This is a genomic window from Nostoc sp. (assembly GCF_036917935.1).
Taxonomy (GTDB): Bacteria; Cyanobacteriota; Cyanobacteriia; order Cyanobacteriales; family Nostocaceae; genus Nostoc.
Genome location: NZ_JBALEL010000032.1, coordinates 42,313 through 62,175, shown reverse-complemented (window position 1 = coordinate 62,175; position 19,863 = coordinate 42,313). Strand labels below are relative to the sequence as shown.

The window sequence follows — 19,863 nt, the reverse complement described above, 5'->3', positions numbered from 1 at the left end:
CGAGAATTATGCCGGGTCAAGCTACGTGGTGTTTGGCAGCAATAGTGGCTTTGATGCCCAACTCAACCTCTCCTCACTCAATGGCAGCAATGGCTTTGTGATTAACGGCATTGATGCGCGTGACTTCTCAGGCGGTTCTGTCAGCAGTGCGGGGGATATCAACGGCGACGGCTTCGATGACCTGATTATCGGGGCAAATTTGGCCGACCCCAACGGTCAGGATCGTGCCGGGTCAAGCTACGTGGTGTTTGGCAGCAATAGTGGCTTTGATGCCCAACTCAACTTCTCCTCACTCAATGGCAGCAACGGCTTTGTGATTAACGGCATTGATGCGGGTGACTTCTCAGGCTTTCCTGTCAGCAGTGCGGGGGATATCAACGGCGACGGCTTCGATGACCTGATTATCGGGGCAAATTTGGCCGACCCCAACGGTCAGAATTATGCCGGGGAGAGCTACGTGGTCTTTGGTTTTGCATCTTCCACACCTACTAATAAACCTCCTGTTGCGGTTAATGACAGCGCTACCACCGACGAAGATACTGCTGTTAACATAGAGGTCTTAGCCAACGATCGCAACTCTCTAACGGTGTCGGCTGTCGATGGTAATACAATTGCTGTTGGCACTGCCATTACCCTGAGTTCTGGTGCTTTAGTTACCCTGAATGTTGATGGCAGCTTGACCTATGACCCCAATGCTTCATTTGAAAGTTTGGCTGTCGATGAAAGAGCCACTGACAGCTTTACATACACTATCAGCAATGGTAGCTTGACTAATACAGCCAGCGTCAACTTGACCATTAACGGAGTCAATGACGCACCTGTAGCAGTTAATGATAGTCTCACCAATGGTTTTAATACTCCCGTAACCATCCTTGCTAGTACTCTGCTGGCTAATGATACTGACATCGATATCAATAACCTCAGCATTACTGCTGTAACTGGTGCAACCAACGGTACTGCTGTGTTGAATAATAACGGCACTGTGGGCAACTTGGCGGATGATTTCATTGTCTTTACCCCATTTAATGGCTTGAGTGGCAATGCCAACTTCAACTACACCATCAGCGATGGTAGCCTGACTAGTACTGCTAGAGTTGCGATCGCAGTTGGTGCTAACATCACTGGTACTAACGAAAATGATACTATTTCTGGCACTCCAGGGAATGATGCGATCGCTGGTGGCAATGGTAACGATAATATTTCCGGTGGTGCTGGCAATGATACTTTTGTCTTAGGTCTTGGCGATGGCAATGACACCATTACAGATTTTGCGGGAATCGGCATTGGTTCAAATCCATCAACAACGATGATTAGCCAATTGGATACTTTGCAATTTATTGGTAGTGGTTTAACTGCCCAAAATCTGCAATTAACTCAAAATGGTAATAACCTAGAACTCACCTTTTTGGATGTGGATTCTCCCAAAGTTACTCTGCAAAACTTCCAATTAGAAAACCTGGATAATGTTCCAGCAAAGGGTTCACGACCTGCTATTGGCAATATTCTGTTTGATGGACAGACTAATGTAACTGACAGTTTTGATGTCTTCAATGCCAATTCTACTCAAACAAATCTGTTTAACAAGAACACCGTCACCTTCCTCAATGACCTGAATAATAATGTCGCAGGTTTTGACAACTCCAATGATGTGATTAATGGTCAAGGGGGTAATGACATCATTAATGGTAATAGTGGCAATGACCTGTTGCGGGGTGGGTTAGGCGATGATGTTCTCATTGGTTCTGAAGGGAATGATACTCTTGTGGGTGGCAATGGCAATGATGTTCTCATTGGTGGTGTAGGTGCTGACAAATTCCTTTACAACACTAATGCTGAGTTTTCTAGCGCTGCTGTTGGGATTTATGCTATTACTGACTTCAAGAGTTCTGAAGGTGACAAGATTGTACTGGATAAGACTACCTTTGGTGCAATTACTTCTGCTGCCGGAACTGGTTTTAGTAATGCTAATGATTTCCAAATCACTTCTAATGCGGGGACTAGCACGGCGACAATTGTCTACGATTCTGTGAGTGGGCAGTTATTTTACAACCAAAATGGTAGTGCTGGTCTATTTGCAACTTTAACTGGTGCGCCAACTCTTACGGCATCAGATTTTCTGTTGCAAGCATAGTTTGTCATAAAGAGCTTCGGGAGCAGGGGGCTATTTGCTGGGGGAGAGACTGAGACAGAGAAGCTCTCTGTACTCCGCCCCAGTCTGAGCGTCCTTCCAGGACGGGGCTTGCACCCATGTTCCCCCCTTCATTCCACGCAGGGGGAAACGGCTTGCTCCCCCCGCCTCTTCCGGTCACACAAAATATCGAGCTAACAATTTTGTGGTTGGTTAATCTTTATTAGCGCTGTGCCGAAAAACTTTACGTGGCTCTTATGATAAAAGTCTTGACCAAAGTGCAATTGTGATGGTGAGTGCATGGGCAAATACAAATAGATTGGTGTTGGGGCAAGTGAAGGTGGATGAGAAATCCAATGAAATTACAGCAATTCCCGAATTATTAAAAGTATTAGAACTGTCTGGATGTATCGTGACAATTGATGCAATAGGTTGCCAAAAATAAATTGTGAAGTTAATCACTCTAGCATTATGCAGATTATGTAATTCCATTAAAAAAGAACCAAGTAAATCTTTATGATGAAGTCGAAAAGCTATTCCAACTAGGCATAAGTACGGGTTTTCAGGGGATTCAACATAGTACATATAAAACAGAAGAGATGGGGCATGGTCGTTACGAAATTCGCAACTATGTGATGTTATCTCAAATTCAGTCTCAGCTTAACCCAGGTTCGGTTTGGTCAAACTTTAATAGTGTTGGGATGGTAGAATCCGTCCGTTCATTAAATGGTGAAACAACAGTTGAAACTCGTTATTTTATCAGTAGTCTTGAGTCAAATGCTAAACAATTTGGTAATTCTGTTCGTAGTCATTGGGGAATTGAGAATTCATTACATTGGATATTAGATGTTGGCTTGGGGGAAGATGACTGTCGGATTAGAAAAGATAATGCTCCACAGAATATTGCAATTCTCAGACATATTGCAGTTAATCTTTTAAATCAAGAGAAGCGTGTGAAACGTGGAATAAAAAACAAACAGTTTATCGCTGCGATGGATGATAAGTATTTAGCAAGAGTTTTAGCGTTAGCTTAAATTTATATATCAGAAATTCAATTTGATTTTTTAGGAAATATTTCACTTTTTCTCTATATCAACACACTTTTATTGACTCGAATATTGAGTTATTTTAGTATTAATAAATAGTGATTTATGCTCAGATAAGCTGATTCTGGTTTTTCAAAAAGAATCGATTTATTTTAGTTATCATTTCATCAAATTTTACAATTCTCTATGTCATTTTGAAATTTATCTTAGTTTTTATTAGTAAATAAGATGCGTTCGCCCTGGACTAACAAATGACCAAAAAGGCAGAGAGAGTGGGGAGTGAGGAGATGAGAGAGCAGAGGAGTAAGAATTTTAGATTTTGGATTTTGGATTTTGGATTTTGGATTTTAGATTGAAATTTAATCCCAAAGACGCGACGCTCGAATACTCGCTATCGCGGACTCGCTAACGCTCCGCTATCGTCAATCCAAAATCTAAAATTGAATTGCCCCATACCTATTTTCAAGATATTTGCGGTTTTCGCAGATGCCAAGTAGTAGATTGCTCATAAGCATAAGCTACCTGAAACAGTTGGTCTTCTCGCAGCACATTGCCAATTAGCTGTAATCCTATCGGTAGCCCCTGATCGTCAAAACCACATGGCAAACTTAAACTAGGTAAACCAGCAAGATTCACAGGAATAGTCATTAAGTCAGTTAAATACATGCTCAAGGGGTCAGTAGTTTTTTCCCCTGCTTTGAATGCTGTAGTGGGAGATGTGGGACAAACTAACACATCAACCGCACCAAAAGCCTTTTCAAAGTCTTGCTTAATCAAGGTACGGACTTTTTGTGCTTTCAAGTAGTAGGCGTCATAATAACCAGCTGAAAGGGCATAAGTGCCAATCATAATCCGGCGTTTGACTTCTGTACCAAAACCAGCGGCACGGGTACGAGTGTACATCGATAGCAGATTATCCGCATCAGGAGCGCGATAACCATATTTAACGCCATCATAACGAGCCAGGTTTGCTGATGCTTCTGATGGGGCGATGATGTAGTAGGTGGGTAAGCCATAGCGAAAGCGGGGACAGGAAACTATATGAATTTCCGCTCCTAAACTTTGTAGTTGATCTACTGCTTTGGTAACAGCTTGTTCCACTACAGCGTCTAAACCTTCACCAAAAGTTTCTTTAATGATACCAATTCTTAGCTGACCTCTGGGTTTGAAGTCTGGTTTTAAGCTAGCAGCATAGTTGGGAATGTCAACTTTTAGGCTGGTAGAGTCTTTAGGATCGTAACCTGCGATCGCACTTAATAATATTGCCGCATCTTCTACCGTGTTTGCAAATGGCCCAATTTGATCTAAAGACGAAGCGTAAGCCACCAAACCATAACGGGAAACCAAACCATAAGTTGGTTTCATCCCCACAACACCGCAGAAAGACGCAGGTTGGCGAATCGAACCGCCAGTATCAGAACCGAGAGCAACTACACATTCTTGGGACGACACCGCCGCCGCCGAACCCCCTGAAGAACCACCTGGAACTCGTGACAAATCCCAAGGATTAGCCGTAACTTGGTAGGCAGAGTTTTCTGTGGAACTACCCATTGCAAACTCATCCAAGTTGGTTTTGCCTACCATTACCGCCCCAGCATCTGCCAATTTTTGCGTCGCCGTTGATTCATAAGGCGGCACAAAATTTTCCAAAATCCGGGAGGCGCAGGTGGTAGGAACTCCCTTGGTACACATATTGTCCTTAATACCCACAGGAATCCCTGCTAACAGCCCAATTTCTTCTCCCGCAGCAATTTTGGCATCCACAGCACCAGCCTGCTCTAATGCCCGATCTGCCGTCACACATAAAAAACTGTGCAATTTCGGCTCTAACGCTTGAATGCGCTCTAAAGCTTCTTGGGTAATTTCAACGGCAGAACGTTCTTTTTTAACCAGCTGTTGGTGCAACTCGCGGATGGATGCCATGATTGCTCTCTTTGTGACTCAAGTCATTGATTCTAGTACATATTGGCCGAAATTGGGTATTGGTTATTGGGCATGGAGCATTGGTTATTCTCCTTTGCTTCCCACTCCCCATTCATCTGACTAAGCGGATTAATATGTATTGAAATATGTTTAATAAGTTTTGAAAACAGCAAATAGATGGCTACCAACCATCTATTGAATAGTTTGCCAAAGTTTTGATATATATTGGCTACTTTTGTGTAAGAGTATAGCAGTGTTTTCTAGTGATATAATTTTGTATTACAAGCCTTATTAATACTACAAACTTCATAAATTTATCAATTTCGCAAAAATTTTTCGAGGTAGGGTAGGATGATCAAAATAGCCACACGTAAATATTTGGGTAAACAAAATGTCTATGACATTGGGCTTGCGCGTGACCATAATTTTACGATCAAAAATGGCTTAATAGCTTCCAATTGCTTCAATAAATCCCATTCCACTGCCTATGGTTATGTAACTTATCAAACAGCATATTTAAAAGCTAATTACCCATTGGAATATATGGCGGCACTGTTAACGGCTAACAGTGGTGATACCGATAAGGTACAGAGATACATTACTAACTGTACAAATATGGCGATTTCCATAGATCCGCCAGATATTAATCGTTCTGGTGTTGATTTTACGCCAACGGCAGGAAAGATTCTGTTTGGATTTTCGGCGGTGCGTAACGTGGGACAAAATGCGATCGCTTGTATTTTAGAGGCGAGGAATGAGACAGGAGAGTTTAAATCCCTTGCTGATTTTTGCGATCGCGTGGATTTACGTGCTGTTAACCGCCGAACTTTGGAGTCGCTGATTTATTGTGGAGCCTTTGACAAAATTGAAGCCAACCGCCAACAGTTAATTAATGACTCAGAATTAGTGTATGATTGGGCACAATCTCGTGCGAAAGATAGAGCCAGTGGTCAAGGGAATCTGTTTGATTTATTAGGTGAAGGATTTTCTTCGACTCAAAACAAGAGAGCAAGTAATGCCTTTGAAACTGCTCCAAAATCTAAACCTATAATGGATTTTACCCCACAGGAAAAGTTGCAAAAGGAGAAAGAATTATTAGGCTTTTATGTATCAGATCATCCACTGAAATCCTTACGACAAATAGCACCACTTTTGACACCAATTAACCTTTCGCAACTGGGAGAGCAAAGGGAAGAAACAAGGCTTTGTGCAGTTGTCATGTTAAATAACGTCAAAAAAGTCGTGACAAAAAAAGGCGATCAGATGGCAATCTTGCAAATAGAAGACCTAACTACACAATCAGAAGCTGTAGTTTTTCCGAAAACTTATGAACGTATTAGTTCCATACTCCAAGTTGATACGAGATTGATTATTTGGGGAAAAGTAGATCGACGTGACGAGCAAACTCAATTTATCCTTGAAGATGCAGAACCAGTAGAAACAGTACAAATGGTGATGGTGGAGTTAAACCCTCAGCAAGCAGGTGATATCGATTACCTACATCGCTTAAAAACAATTTTGCAAGACCACTCAGTAGACAAAGAAAAGGCAAAAATGCCAGTAATCGGAATTATCAAAACTGAAAATTCCCATAAATTTGTTCGCTTGGGTTGGCAATTTTGCGTACAAGATTCTAGAATAACCGTTCAAGCTTTGCAAAACGCCAGTTTTCCTGCTCATATAAAATCGCTGACTGGTAGCTGATGCCAGAAGTGAAGAATCCACCAATACTGAAAAGCAGCTTAAAAATTAGTTTTATTGAACTGTCAACAGTAAATTGTCTTAAGTATTGAGGATTATAATCGTTTTTTTAGTTACTTATGCGGATGATAATTTCCTTGAGGGAGTGGTATCTTTTTATGCTAATACCCTTAAGGCTGCGACCGGGGGAAGGAGTTAGAACTTGATGATTGTAAACGAGCTACATAAATTTGTTTCATACTGTAAAAGAATTCAACCCCAAACTCACGAGGACATTCAAAAATTTTTTGAAGGAGTAATATTATTTCCTTATGATAAGGAACTTCTATTGCAAGCTTATTTATTTCTGAATATTAAAGAATTATTTCCCTCATGCGTTGAATTGCTGTTATTTGAAAAGTCTCCAATTTCAGATTATACAGATTTAGGGAAGTGTGATTTTGTCTTTCTGACCTTTAAAGGTAGTCTGTTTTTAATTGAAACTAAGTTTATTGATACAGAAGCAACTGGAGCAACAGAACGAAAAAGAAGAAATAAGCATAGAAACAAGGTATTTGAGCAAGTTATTACTTTAAAAGGTCGGTTTAGCGAATATTGGAATATGAGGCTAGATCAATTAGAGTGCGGGGTTTTCACAACAGATGCAGAAGTTGCTTGGCGAGGAAATGGTGTGAATGTCATATCTAAATCAATATCTATAGATAAGCTCGAACAATGGCGAAGAAGTTATCACAGTAGTGAAAAATTTTTATCTCATCAAGATGTGTCAAAGTTTGAGGAGAAGGTTAATTTAAAAGGTTGAGACGAGAGCTAAGTATACTTCTTACAGTGAATGGTGTATGGGGCATAGAAGTAATTAACAATGCCCCATACACCAACCCAGATAATTTCTCTGGGTTTTTCTTCCATCAATCTTTACTGCCAAACATAGATAAGGATAAACAAAATAATCCAGATAACATCGACGAAGTGCCAAAACAATGAAGTTGCATTGACGCCGAAGTGACCTGTGTCGTAGTTGCCAGGTAGGAAAGAACGTACCAAAATTATCAACTGCAACAAAATACCTGTGAAAACGTGCAAACCGTGGAAGCCTGTTAGAAGATAGAATGTGCTACCAAATACCCCTGATGTGAAACCAAAGGTGAGGCCGTTCCATTCAATCGCCTGTCCAACTAAAAAGTAAGTTCCCATTGCCATTGTTGCCAAGAGAAATAGGCGAAATTTCACTAAGTCATGGCGTTGAAGGGCGCGTTCTGCTAAGTAAATTACAAAGCTACTAGCAACCAGAATTACTGTGTTGATTGCCGGTTCTTTTACTTCTAGTCCAGAAACACCTGCTGGTAGCCAGTTAGGTGTTGTTGTTTTGTAGATGGCATATCCGGCGAAAAAACTTAAGAAGATGACGCTTTCTGAGAGGAGGAAGACAATGAAGCCAAACATTTTGTTGCCTTCTTCGTCGTGGGTATGTTCTGCGGCTGTGTGGGGCAATTCGTGGGAATTTATATAGCTGTCCATTTTGGTTTTTGAGGGGGAGTTTGAAACGCAAAGGTACGCGGAGGGAAGCGCGGAGGTGCGCGGAGGGTTTTTGGGTTATTCTGGGAGGTTGGCTGTTAAGGGTTCTGATTTGCCGTAGCCGTAGGGTTCGGAGATGATGATGGGAGTTTCTTCAAAGTTTTCTACTGGGGGGGGTGAAGAAACTAACCACTCTAGTCCAATTGCTCGCCAAGGGTTAGCGGGTGCTTTCTCGCCTTGCATCCAAGAAATCACCATGTTGAATATGAAGGGCAAGGTGGACATTCCTAAGAGGAATCCACCGAGGCTAGCGATGATGTTCCAGAATTGATACTCTGGGGCGTAGGAAGCAACTCGGCGTAACATCCCTTGCAATCCTAATGGGTGCATGGGCAAAAAGTTGAGGTTGGTGCCGATGAAGGCTAACCAGAAGTGGATTTTACCCCAGCTTTCGGAGTACATCCGCCCAGTCATTTTGGGGAACCAGTGATAGATGGCAGCAAATAAGCCCATTGTCACGGTGCCGTAGAGGACGTAGTGGAAGTGTCCCACTACAAAATAAGTATTGTTAACGTGGACATCGACTGGCACTGAGGAAAGCATGATGCCTGTGATGCCAGCGAAGACAAACATGATTAATCCGCCCAAGGCGAAAAGCATGGCGGTATTTAGCCGCAGTTTACCGCCCCAAATAGTTGCCACCCAAGCAAATACTTTAATTCCTGTGGGGACAGATACACACATCGTTGTCAGCATGAAAATCAACCGCATCCAGCCAGGAGTACCACTGACGTACATGTGGTGTACCCAAACAATACCGCTAACTATGGCAATTAAGATAGATGAAACGGCAACTACTTTGTAACCAAATAGGGGTTTACGTGAATAAACTGGGAAAATTTCGGAGAAAATGCCGAATACAGGCAAAATAATCACGTAAACGGCGGGGTGGGAGTAGAACCAGAAGTAATGCTGGAACATAACTGGATTCCCACCCTTGGCGGGGTCGAAAAAGGCGGTGCCAGCTGTGAGGTCGAGTAGCAGCATCACCGCACCAGCTGTCAGTGCAGGTAGTCCGAATAGTTGGATGATCTGGGCGCTAAATACTGCCCAGACAAACAAGGGCATCCGAAAGAAGCCCATGCCTGGGGCCCGCATCTTGACGATTGTGGTGACAAAGTTGACTGCCCCCATAATTGAGGATACGCCGGATATTGCCACCGCCAAGAGCCAGATAACTTGACCATTAATTAAGTTACCTGTGGGATTCTGGAGACTGACTGGCGGGTAAGACCACCAACCGGCTTGGGCAGGACCTCCAGGGACAAAGAAGCTACCCATCATCAAAATCCCAACTACTGGTACCATCCAAAAGGCGACGGCGTTCAGGCGAGGAAATGCCATATCTCGCGCCCCAATCATTAAAGGCACGAGATAGTTAGCAAAACCAACTAGGGAGGGAAATGTCCATAAAAACAGCATTATGGTGCCGTGCATGGTGAACATCCCGTTATAGACGGTGCGATCGACTAAATCTGATTCGGGTGTCATCAGTTCTCCCCGCATCACCATCGCAAATATACCGCCGACGAGAAAGAAGAAAAATGAGGTAACGAGATACTGGATACCAATTACCTTATGGTCAGTACTAAAGCTGAAGTATTCTTTCCAGCTACTCGGAGATTCGTGGTTATGCTTCTCATCAGGGAGAAGGATGCCTTCAATAGGAACATTAGTCATGGGTTACTTTCCTTTCAACCAGGTGAATTGACTAGAGGAGGTGCAGCAGGTGGAACTGTAACCCAACCTGTTTGGACTGATTGATTAGATGTTTGAGCATACTCAGAGGCTGCTTGATTCTTTGCTGGGGATGGCTTTTGGGTTGCAGCTTGCGCTAGCCATTGCTGATAATCTTCAGGAGATTCAACGATTACATTCGCTTGCATCGTCGCAAAGTATGTACCGCTATATTGAGAATCGGTCAATCGGTATTGTCCGGGAAGGATGGGAGTAAATTCAAAGTCGATCGCGTGGTTAGGAATAATATCCTGCTTGAGGCGGAAGGCAGGAATATAGAAGCCGTGCAAAACATCCTGTGATTTCAGTGCTAAACGTACCCGGCGATCGCTAGGTAAATGCAATTCGGTACTGGTAATATCTCTTTCTGGGTAATGAAAAACCCACGCCCACTGTTTAGCTAGTACGTCGATTTTTTCAACTGGTTCTGCTAAGGCTTTAGCTGGTGCTGCATAAGCTGATTCCATTGCCAGCGGATTATGCAAGTGAACTATTTCCGATGGGCCTTGAATTCCCATTTGTTCGTAAACTTGGTAGCTGTAGCTTGCAATCCAAAACACCAAGAGAATTGGGATTGCTGTCCAGACAACTTCTAGGGTGATATTACCTTCAATCGGGGGGCCGTCAGTGAAGTCATCTTTGACTGCCCGATGGAAGATGACAGAATACATCAGAGTACTTGTTACTCCCAAGAAGATGAAGGCACCGAGGGTTACTAAGAAGCTAATCAAATCATCAATGAGTAGGGATTCGGCTGCTGCTTGGGGAGGAAGCCAGGAGTAAGCCTGTTTACCGATCCAGAGACTGGTAACAGTCACTGCGATCGCGCCTGTAAGCAGCGTCAAAATATTTAAAATCTTCTGGATTTTCATGGTCTTTGGTTATTGGGCATTGGGCAAATGACTTACTTGAGTGTTGTGTTGAGGTCTTGGTGCGATCGCAGCAAATTATCTGCTGTATTGTGTACGCCAAATTCGGCGGCTAGTTGCGCTCCTAGTGTGCCGTGGATGTACAGAATGAACATGATTGCTATCCCTGCGAACAGATAGATCCATTGCACTTCTCTATCTGTCTGTTTATATTCTTGTTTGCCCCAAACGAAGCGCTGCCATGCTCTCCAGATGGTCATGCCAACAATCAGCGCTAATAAGAACACACCACCCACACCATGCCAAAGCATAGTTTCCATTGCCTGTAATCCCCAGGCACTCTTCAGATCAGCTGGTGGTGCTGCCAACAGCATTTCGTAAAAGCCTGCTGCCACTGTGAAAAATGTAATGATGCTGGCAGCTAGCATGTTGTACCAGCCAACATTAAATAAGTTGTCACGTTCCACAGTAATTGCTAAAAATTTGAAGACCCATTTTTCAAAGGGGAACAGAACACCAACAATATCAAAGGTCATCGCAATGATGAACAAACCTATTGTCAGATGGACTAAGTTGGGATGAATGGGAATTGTGTAAGGTAATCCGTTTGCGCCTAGAGAGCCGCTCAATTGGTCAATTAATTCTGAGTTCATCGCAACAGACCATCCTTTACTGCTTCCACAACTGGTACGGTATGCAATCCATATACCCAAACAAGCTCATCGCCGAGATATACTTGTAAGCCAACTATTAAGGTTAAAATTAGTCCGGCTCCCAAATAATAAATCGGTACTTTTTGCGGGTTACGGGCACGAATTACATAGCGCCAAGCTGTAATCGCTGTGATAATTCCTGAAAGCGACCAACCAATTAGCGTATGTAAATTCAGCACCGATTTCGCTAAACTGTAAGGCTGTGCTAATCCTGCTTCAAACTGACCAAAAATAATCGCGACGAAGATGGCGATCGTGGCAACTAACATATTCCACCAACTCACCTCAAAAAGACCGGATTTACCAGTAAAATACCCAATTACATCGCAGAAGAAGGAAAACAACACCATCGCAATTACGAAGTGGACAACGATGGGATGAATCGTATCTGGATAGGGCAAATTGTGGTCGTTCAAGGATGTCAAATACTCAATCATCGTCTTCTCCTGGACATATCTACCGCACTTTGGTCAATAAATTTTGGATTTTGGATTGGCGATCGCGCAGTCTTAGCGAGCGTCTTTTAGATTTATTCCGTCCCAGACGAGATATAAACTAGAAGACCCTAATCAAAAATCTAAAATCACTAGTCAAACTTCAATAATTGATGGACACTCACTAACATCACCACAAGTATCCATCCATAATTGACCGAAATCTGTTCAATATCTGCGCGGTGCAATACGCTTAATCATCTCTTAGCTTTTTGTAGCCCAATCTGGTTAAATTGCCTACATAGAATAATTTTGATTTTGATTCATTTCCTCATGCCAATAGTCTGCAACAACAATTCTGGATGTAGCTAAATCAAATTGCTGCCGTTTGTTGATTTGCTTAACCTATCCTTTAGCTTAAGTAAATTTTTATGAATTGTCAAAACAATAAATATTAAACTTTTAAAAGTTAGTTAGTTAACAAACTAATATTTCCATAATGTATTTATTTTTGCATTAATCAAAATACTAAAAAACCTAAATACAAGATTTGTCTGTAAGCTATTTCACAATAATAAAATATTTGTTTGTGATGCAAACAACAAAAATTTTTAAACCATTCAAAAAGCTCCTTAAAATGAGAAAAGGAAAGAATCAAGCTTAAGTCAGAACTTAGAAATACAGTTTATTGCAACAGGTTCGCTTTTTTCCTCTAATATTCTTTTCACTGGAATTTAGACTAAGCAATGTAAAATGACCCAGCACTGCTGAGTTAATAAGAGACTGGCTGAAAGTTTGAACAATCTTTGTAAACAGCTATAGATGCTTCCTTGTGGGTTGGAGTTGCTGTCTTTTTAACTGTTAGGAACCGGTTTTTACGTAGACGGGTTTTTCCTGGTAGGAGCAGTAGACCGAAAACTTTTGCGATCGCGCACAGAGCGATACCTATAAAACCGACTATTGTCAAAAAAACCGTATTCTGAGATACATTTTTTAGTAAACTCCTTGAGCAAGTCTAAATAAGTAAAATTAATTAATAAAAGTTAAGGGTAACGCGCCCACCAAAAGATAATTCTGGATCTGTAGTATGTATGCAATTTTTGTAAAGTATGGAGGTAAAGAAGCAAAATTGAGGATTATTTAGTTTTGCTATGAATGCAACGGAGCCAGTTCTAACTGATAGTAAAACCTTAAACGAAGTAGTTAACTGTTTAACAGAACATATTCCAATTCAGACTCAAGACCAGTGTGAATAACAAAATATCTTTGAAATTTTAATTCGAGCAGCTACTTAAAGAGATAGCATTGAAAACACTACCAAAGTCTTAAAAAATGTTCCTACAAGCAATTATTGAGGAGATTTAGGGACGCGCTATGAAGGCTTTCGCAAGAAGAAGATTGAGAATGAGCAGTATTGTGAGCGATCGCGTCGCCAATTAGATGCGGTGATTAAAATCGCGGTGAAAATTTCACTTTCAGGAATTCGTGTCAGAATTTTAGTGGCAATGGCAAACTGTCAAGGTGAAGTGGGGATGGCGATCGCACATAGAACAGATGAGGCGGAAGCAGGCAATAGGCATGAAGTTATCTATAGCTATCCCTTTGAATTCATACCAATCTTGGTAAATGAATTTTGAGGTTATCAGTTTGGCTATTCAATCGCTGAAGAATATAGGACTCATATTTGATTTTTGAAATATACGTAGTGGCGTGGCAAGACTAAAGTTGTGCAATAGAAAAATCCGATTATGTTTTTAAACTTGAATTTCTCAGAGATTTTTAATGCAACATTTTAGTCTTGCCACGCTAATACTTAGATTTTTTCATAAATCAAATCGGATTCCTATATTCTTTCACTTTTATCTCCCTTCTGCTAAAGTGAAACAAAAGTGAGAAGATTATGAAATTGCTATAATGAGATTTAATATCAATAACTTTCAGATGCAACTACCGCAGTACGGACAAAAATTGGCTGTAGCGTCGGGGCTGCTATTGGGGCTATGTTTGGGTGGGTGTAGCCCGTCAACCTCCAATTCTCAATCACAGTTAACTCCAAACCCAGGCACAATTAGCACCAGCAACCTAGATAAAAAAGGTAAAAAAGTGGTTCTTACCACCTTTACAGTGATCGCAGATATGGCGCAAAACGTGGCGGGAGACAAGGCGATTGTTGAATCTCTCACCAAACCAGGGGCAGAAATTCATGGTTACGAACCAACTCCTAGTGATTTGGTGAGGGCGCAAAAAGCAGACCTAATTTTGAACAATGGTCTAAGTTTAGAGCGTTGGGCACAGAAATTGTATAACAGCGTTCCTAATGTACCTCACGTTACCCTAAGTGAGGGCATTAATCCTGTGGAAATTACGGAGGATGCTTACAAAGGGAAACCTAATCCCCATGCTTGGATGTCACCACAAAACGCCTTGATTTACGTAGAGAATATTCGTAAGGCATTGGTTAATTTAGACTCAGCGAATGCAGAGACTTATAATACCAATGCCAAAGCATACAGCCAAAAGATTAAGGAAGTTGATGAGAAACTGCGAAAAAGCGTGTCGGTAGTTCCAGCAGACAAGCGCTATATGGTAAGCTGTGAAGGGGCGTTTTCATACATTACCCGCGATTATGGCTTGAAAGAAGCTTATCTCTGGGCAGTCAACTCTGAACAACAAGCTACTCCCAAACAGCTAGAAAAAGTCATTGATATAGTTAAAAAAAATAAAATACCTGTAGTTTTCTGTGAAAGTACAGTTAACGATGGAGCGCAACGTCAAGTAGCTAGAGAATCAGGAGCTAGGTTTGGTGGAGTGTTTTATGTTGATTCCCTATCTCCAGCGAATGGGCCAGCACCAACTTATCTCAAGTTGCTAGAACTTAATATTAATACTCTAACTCAGGGATTAGAGGAAAAGTGAGCAAGTATGCAAGAATAAATCTAAACTATTCAAAATTAGCTTGTAGTAAGGACTTTAGTCCTATTTGATTCTCTGAAAAACGTTAATCATTTGCAAATGGGGATAGAGCCGCTTACTACAAAATACTGATTAATATTAGAGGTGATTTTTAGTGAAATCTATTAGTATTGATGTCGAAAATCTGACAGTTGCTTACCACGGCAAAGTTGCTTTACATGGTGCTTCTTTGCAAATTCAAGCAGGTTCAATTAGTGGTTTAGTGGGGATGAATGGTAGCGGTAAATCAACCCTATTTAAGGCAATTATGGGTTTTTTGAAACCAGTTACAGGACGGGTTTTGATTAATGGTTTACCGATAAAAACTGTACAGAAAAAAAGCTTGGTCGCTTATGTACCACAATCAGAAGAAGTAGACTGGAATTTTCCAGTAAGTGTCCATGATGTGGTGATGATGGGGCGCTATGGATACATGAATATACTGCGAATTCCGGCGGCGAAAGATCACAGAGTGGTGAGGGAGAGTTTGGAAAGAGTGCAAATGTGGTCAATGCGCGATCGCCAAATTGGAGAACTCTCTGGGGGACAGAAAAAACGTGCCTTTCTCGCCCGTGCTTTAGCACAACAGGGAACGGTTTTACTATTAGATGAACCTTTCACTGGGGTAGATATCAAAACTGAAAAAACGATGATTGATTTATTGCTGAAATTGCGAGAAGAAGGTCATACAATTTTGATTTCTACCCATGATTTAGCGTCTATCACCACTTTCTGCGACCAAGTAGTACTTATTAACCGTACTATTTTAGCGTATGGTAATACATCGGAAGTCTTCACAGAAGAAAATCTCTCACGCACTTTTGGTGGTTCCCTTGGAGATTTATCCCTCAGCAAAAGTCAGATAATCCGCAGAAATCAAAATGAATCTGATTAATTACTATAGCGGTTCTCGCTTAAGTGAGGTACAAGAACCCCACCCCCAACCCCCTCCCCGCAAGCGATGAGGGGACTATGATGTATATCATGCGATCAGTAAACGCTATAATTAATATTGTTAAAAATATGAATACTCTTGCATTTTTAGACTGGTTAACTACGCCCCTACAGCATGAATTCATGGTGAAGGCAATTTGTGTAAGTGCCTTAGTTGGGGTAGTCTGTTCTGTTTTATCTTGTTTTATGACCCTCAAAGGTTGGGCATTGATGGGAGATGCTGTTTCCCATGCGGTAATGCCTGGGGTAGTAATTGCTTATGTTTTAAATATCCCTTTTGCTGTGGGCGCTTTTGTCTTTGGAGTGGGTTCAGTTATTGCGATCGGTTATATCAAAGCGAAGACGAGAATTAAAGAAGATACTGTCATTGGACTTGTATTTACAGGATTTTTTGCTCTGGGTTTGGTACTAGTTTCCAAAACTCCCAGCAGCGTAGACTTGACGCACATTTTATTTGGCAATGTCTTGGGTATTTCTAATGAAGACATTATTCAAACGGTGATTATTAGCGTCATTACTTTAGTAACAATAGCTATTTTACGAAAAGACCTACTATTATTCTGTTTTGACCCCACTCATGCACGTTCCATCGGCTTGAACACAGGAGTGCTGCACTATATTTTACTATCATTACTCTCGCTAACTGCTGTCGCCGGACTCCAGACAGTGGGAATTATTTTGGTTGTAGCTATGTTAGTTACTCCGGGAGCAACGGCTTATTTATTAACAGACCGTTTCGACCACATGATCCTAATTGCAATGGCATCTGGAGTATTTTCTAGTGTTATGGGGACTTACATCAGCTATCATATCGATGGTGCAACTGGAGGTTGCATAGTTGTGTTGCAAACCTTGTTGTTTGTCGTAGCAATGATTTTTGCACCTAAACATGGGTTATTGGTAAGAGCAAAGAAGCAAGAAAACATTGAGTGATTCAGTATGAAATACCCTTTGCTATTTACGTAACCTCCATTCCGCAGGTGTGAGGCTGAAACAAGTGTCATTTAAAATTGTGGTAATTGGTACTTCTTTAGGTGGATTATCAGCATTGAAAATCGTCCTGGGTAATTTACCAGTAGACTTCTCTGTGCCGATCGCGATCGTGCAACACCGTCACAAAGAGTCTAATAACACACTCCAGAAGTTATTACAAGAATCCACTTTGTTGAAAATTCGCGAAGTGGAAGACAAAGATGAAATACTACCAGGACATATCTACATAGCTCCAGCAGATTATCACTTACTGGTTGAACCAGGTCACTTTGCCCTTTCAACTGATGAGCCTGTTTGTTATGCCCGACCATCTATCGATGTGCTGTTTGAGTCGGCAGCCGATGTCTACACAGAGCAAGTTATTGGTGTAATATTGACAGGAGCAAACCAAGATGGTATGCAAGGTCTGAAGAAAATAAAAGCGCGGGGAGGAATTACTATTGTACAAGAACCTGCCACAGCGGAGAGCGACGTTATGCCAGAGGCCGCAATTTCTGCTGTTACAGTAGACTGGATTTTGACACTCTCAAACATTGCTTCCCAGATGGTCAAGCTTTGTCACTCATCACAGAAATAAACCGATGCAGATGGAACCCAAAGTAAACATCCTCCTAGTAGATGATAAACTAGAAAATTTGCTGGCACTAGAGGCAATCCTAGAAAAACTAGGGGAGAATCTCGTGAGAGCTACTTCTGGGGAAGAAGCTTTGAGGTGTCTGCTGCATCAAGATTTTGCAGTGATTTTGTTGGATGTGCAAATGCCAGGGATGGATGGCTTTGAAACTGCTACCTTAATTCGCAATCGGGGGCGATCGCGTCACACTCCAATTATCTTTCTCACCGCCTTTAGCACCAGCGACCAAATGCTATTTAAAGGCTATGCCTTGGGCGCAGTTGATTATTTACTCAAACCACTAGACCCCAATATTTTGACTTCTAAAGTCACAGTATTCGTAGAACTATTTAAGAAAACAGAAGCCGTCAAGCAACAAGCCGCGCAGTTAGTAGCTATGAATACGGAACTGAGGCAAAGCGAAGAGAGATTTCGCTCGCTAAGTACCTGCTCGCCCGTTGGCATTTTTGAAACTGATACTGAAGGCGGCTGCAAATATACTAATCCCCGCTATCAGGTAATTTGTGGTTTGAAAGCCGCAGAGAGTTTAGAAAAGAGATGGCTGGAATCTGTTCATCCAGAAGACAAAGAACGAGCCAGCGCCAGTTGGTCTACTTACATTTGTGAAGGTCGGGACTACTCGGAAGAATTTCGCTTTCAAGCTCCCCACGGTAGCGCCCGTTGGGTTCAAGTTCGCTCATCACCGATGCTTTCCAGTCAAGGAGAATTGCTGGGATATGTAGGCACCCTTGAAGATATTACCGAACGCAAGCAAGCAGAAGAAGTCCGCGCTCAAGTGATTCGAGAACAGACCGCAAGACAGGAAGCAGAAGCCGCAAATCGGATGAAAGATGAGTTTCTAGCTGTTCTCTCCCACGAACTCCGCACACCCCTAACCTCAATGCTGGGCTGGTCAAAAATCCTCCGCGCCAAGAAACTTGACGAAAAAGCCACTTCCCGCGCTTTGGAGGCGATCGAACGCAACGCCATATCTCAGATGCAACTAATTGAGGATATCTTGGATGTATCCCGGATTATCCGTGGTCAGTTGCGGTTAAATGTATCTGCGGTGAATCTGATATCGGTGATGGAGGCAGCTTTAGAGGCAGTGCGTCCCCTGGCAGAGCCAAAAGATATTCAATTAAATACTGTGCTGGATACTTCGGTAGGGTCAGTTTATGGCGATCCAGCCCGTTTACAGCAAATTGTCTGGAACCTACTAACTAATGCTATTAAGTTTACCCCTAAAGGTGGTAAGGTGGAAGTCAGACTGTCAAAGTATTTTGGATTTTCGATTTTAGACTTTCCTGCGGAACGCTACGCCAACGGCGGGAACGCTACTTCTCTACGTTCGCGCAGCGTGTCGCAGACAGAGGCTGCGCCAAGAACAACGATCAGTACAAGTCAGTCGAACAATTTTGGATTGGGATCTGATGGTGAAAATTTAGACTCTTCAAACACTGATGAAAGCAGTAATCTAAAATCCCAAATTCCAAATTCCAAATCCCAGTATGCTCAAATTCAAGTTATAGATACAGGCATCGGTATCAGTTCTGAGTTTTTACCCAAAGTATTTGAGCGTTTCCGACAAGCAGACAGCACCACAACGCGATCGCACAATGGACTAGGACTAGGATTAGCGATCGTCCGTCATCTAGTAGAACTGCACAAGGGTACAATCTTTGCCCAAAGTTTAGGTAGTGGACAAGGAGCAACCTTTACTGTGAGACTACCGCTGCTACAAGACCATAGGGGTAGCAGAGCGAGTAGAGAAGCCACAGGAGAAATTTCTTCCCCTGTGGCTTCGACGCCCCTTGCTGGATTAAGAGTTTTAGTTGTAGATGACGAAGCAGATACCCGTAACTTTCTTAGTTTTATGTTTGAGGAGTACGGGGCTTTTGCCACTGCGGTAGCATCAGTTGATGAAGCGCTAGCAGTACTTGAACAAGCAAAACCAGATATCCTAATTAGCGACATTGGGATGTCAGAGCAAGATGGTTACACGCTGATTCGGAAACTGCGCTCTTTAGAACCAGAAAAAGGTGGACGCATCCCAGCGATCGCTTTAACAGCGTACACGCGAGAGGAAGACCGCTTAAAAGCGCTTTCAGCAGGGTTTCAGCACCATTTATCTAAGCCAATTGACCCCACTAAATTGATTGCTGCGGTTGCCCATGTATTAGAAATACCTCTGGAAGTTCCAGTGAGTTGATTTGGAATTGGGG

16 protein-coding genes and 2 pseudogenes are annotated in these 19,863 nt (G+C 42.1%); 12 read left to right on the top strand and 6 right to left on the bottom strand.

Going from position 1 to position 19,863, the window contains the following annotated elements; translation table 11 throughout:
- On the top strand, positions 1 to 2,131 hold a 2,131-nt coding region (locus V7K62_RS13800; RefSeq protein WP_334864795.1), incomplete at its 5' end, for a beta strand repeat-containing protein.
- Between the two features lie 217 nt (positions 2,132 to 2,348).
- A pseudogene (locus V7K62_RS13795) lies at positions 2,349 to 3,162 on the top strand (ISAs1 family transposase); the annotation flags it as partial.
- Between the two features lie 474 nt (positions 3,163 to 3,636).
- Here the strand turns inward: V7K62_RS13795 and gatA are convergent.
- The gene (gatA, locus tag V7K62_RS13790) at positions 3,637 to 5,097 is read right to left on the bottom strand and encodes an Asp-tRNA(Asn)/Glu-tRNA(Gln) amidotransferase subunit GatA (protein ID WP_334864793.1); all 1,461 of its coding nucleotides are present in this window, start codon (positions 5,095 to 5,097) and stop codon (positions 3,637 to 3,639) included.
- Here gatA and V7K62_RS13785 point away from each other — a divergent pair.
- The 3 genes from V7K62_RS13785 (at position 5,096) to V7K62_RS13775 (ending at position 7,600) form a co-directional block, all read left to right on the top strand.
- A complete protein-coding gene (locus V7K62_RS13785) occupies positions 5,096 to 5,221 on the top strand; it encodes a hypothetical protein (RefSeq protein ID WP_334864791.1) in 126 nt (41 codons plus the stop codon). The genes gatA and V7K62_RS13785 overlap by 2 nt on opposite strands.
- A 227-nt stretch (positions 5,222 to 5,448) precedes the next feature.
- Positions 5,449 to 6,801, top strand: coding sequence for a helix-hairpin-helix domain-containing protein (locus V7K62_RS13780; protein WP_334864789.1), 1,353 nt, complete (start codon positions 5,449 to 5,451; stop codon positions 6,799 to 6,801).
- A gap of 202 nt (positions 6,802 to 7,003) precedes the next feature.
- Positions 7,004 to 7,600, top strand: coding sequence for a hypothetical protein (locus tag V7K62_RS13775; RefSeq protein ID WP_334864787.1), 597 nt, complete (start codon positions 7,004 to 7,006; stop codon positions 7,598 to 7,600).
- 113 nt (positions 7,601 to 7,713) lie between these two features.
- Here the strand turns inward: V7K62_RS13775 and V7K62_RS13770 are convergent, their stop codons facing one another.
- From V7K62_RS13770 to V7K62_RS13750, 5 genes are all read right to left on the bottom strand, one after another.
- On the bottom strand, positions 7,714 to 8,316 hold the full coding sequence (locus V7K62_RS13770; RefSeq protein ID WP_334864786.1) for a cytochrome c oxidase subunit 3: 603 nt from the start codon (positions 8,314 to 8,316) through the stop codon (positions 7,714 to 7,716).
- A gap of 75 nt (positions 8,317 to 8,391) precedes the next feature.
- Entirely contained in the window at positions 8,392 to 10,053 is a 1,662-nt protein-coding gene (gene ctaD, locus V7K62_RS13765) for a cytochrome c oxidase subunit I (protein WP_334864784.1), read from the bottom strand.
- A 14-nt stretch (positions 10,054 to 10,067) separates the two neighbouring features.
- Positions 10,068 to 10,982, bottom strand: a complete 915-nt coding sequence (locus V7K62_RS13760; protein ID WP_334864782.1) for a cytochrome c oxidase subunit II — start codon at positions 10,980 to 10,982, stop codon at positions 10,068 to 10,070.
- Positions 10,983 to 11,014: 32 nt separating this feature from the next.
- Positions 11,015 to 11,632, bottom strand: coding sequence for a DUF2231 domain-containing protein (locus V7K62_RS13755; protein WP_334864780.1), 618 nt, complete (start codon positions 11,630 to 11,632; stop codon positions 11,015 to 11,017).
- Positions 11,629 to 12,129 carry a DUF2231 domain-containing protein gene (locus V7K62_RS13750; RefSeq protein WP_334864779.1) on the bottom strand — a complete coding sequence of 167 codons (501 nt, stop codon included), beginning with the start codon at positions 12,127 to 12,129 and terminating at the stop codon, positions 11,629 to 11,631. Before V7K62_RS13750 ends, V7K62_RS13755 begins: the two co-directional genes overlap by 4 nt.
- Before the next feature lie 1,148 nt (positions 12,130 to 13,277).
- Here V7K62_RS13750 and V7K62_RS31550 point away from each other — a divergent pair.
- From V7K62_RS31550 to V7K62_RS13720, 7 genes and pseudogenes are all read left to right on the top strand, one after another.
- Positions 13,278 to 13,418: pseudogene (locus tag V7K62_RS31550) on the top strand (ISH3 family transposase); the annotation flags it as partial.
- A 168-nt stretch (positions 13,419 to 13,586) separates the two neighbouring features.
- Positions 13,587 to 13,763 (top strand): hypothetical protein, encoded by a 177-nt coding sequence (locus V7K62_RS13745; protein WP_334864777.1) that lies wholly within the window; start codon positions 13,587 to 13,589, stop codon positions 13,761 to 13,763.
- Positions 13,764 to 14,040: 277 nt separating this feature from the next.
- Positions 14,041 to 15,042 (top strand): metal ABC transporter substrate-binding protein, encoded by a 1,002-nt coding sequence (locus V7K62_RS13740; RefSeq protein WP_334864775.1) that lies wholly within the window; start codon positions 14,041 to 14,043, stop codon positions 15,040 to 15,042.
- A 151-nt stretch (positions 15,043 to 15,193) separates the two neighbouring features.
- Positions 15,194 to 15,973, top strand: a complete 780-nt coding sequence (locus V7K62_RS13735; protein WP_334864773.1) for a metal ABC transporter ATP-binding protein — start codon at positions 15,194 to 15,196, stop codon at positions 15,971 to 15,973.
- A 128-nt stretch (positions 15,974 to 16,101) separates the two neighbouring features.
- Positions 16,102 to 16,965, top strand: a complete 864-nt coding sequence (locus V7K62_RS13730; RefSeq protein WP_334864771.1) for a metal ABC transporter permease — start codon at positions 16,102 to 16,104, stop codon at positions 16,963 to 16,965.
- A gap of 64 nt (positions 16,966 to 17,029) precedes the next feature.
- Positions 17,030 to 17,602, top strand: a complete 573-nt coding sequence (locus V7K62_RS13725) for a chemotaxis protein CheB (RefSeq protein ID WP_334864770.1) — start codon at positions 17,030 to 17,032, stop codon at positions 17,600 to 17,602.
- A gap of 4 nt (positions 17,603 to 17,606) precedes the next feature.
- Entirely contained in the window at positions 17,607 to 19,850 is a 2,244-nt protein-coding gene (locus V7K62_RS13720) for a hybrid sensor histidine kinase/response regulator (protein WP_334864768.1), read from the top strand.
- Positions 19,851 to 19,863: the final 13 nt, after the last annotated feature.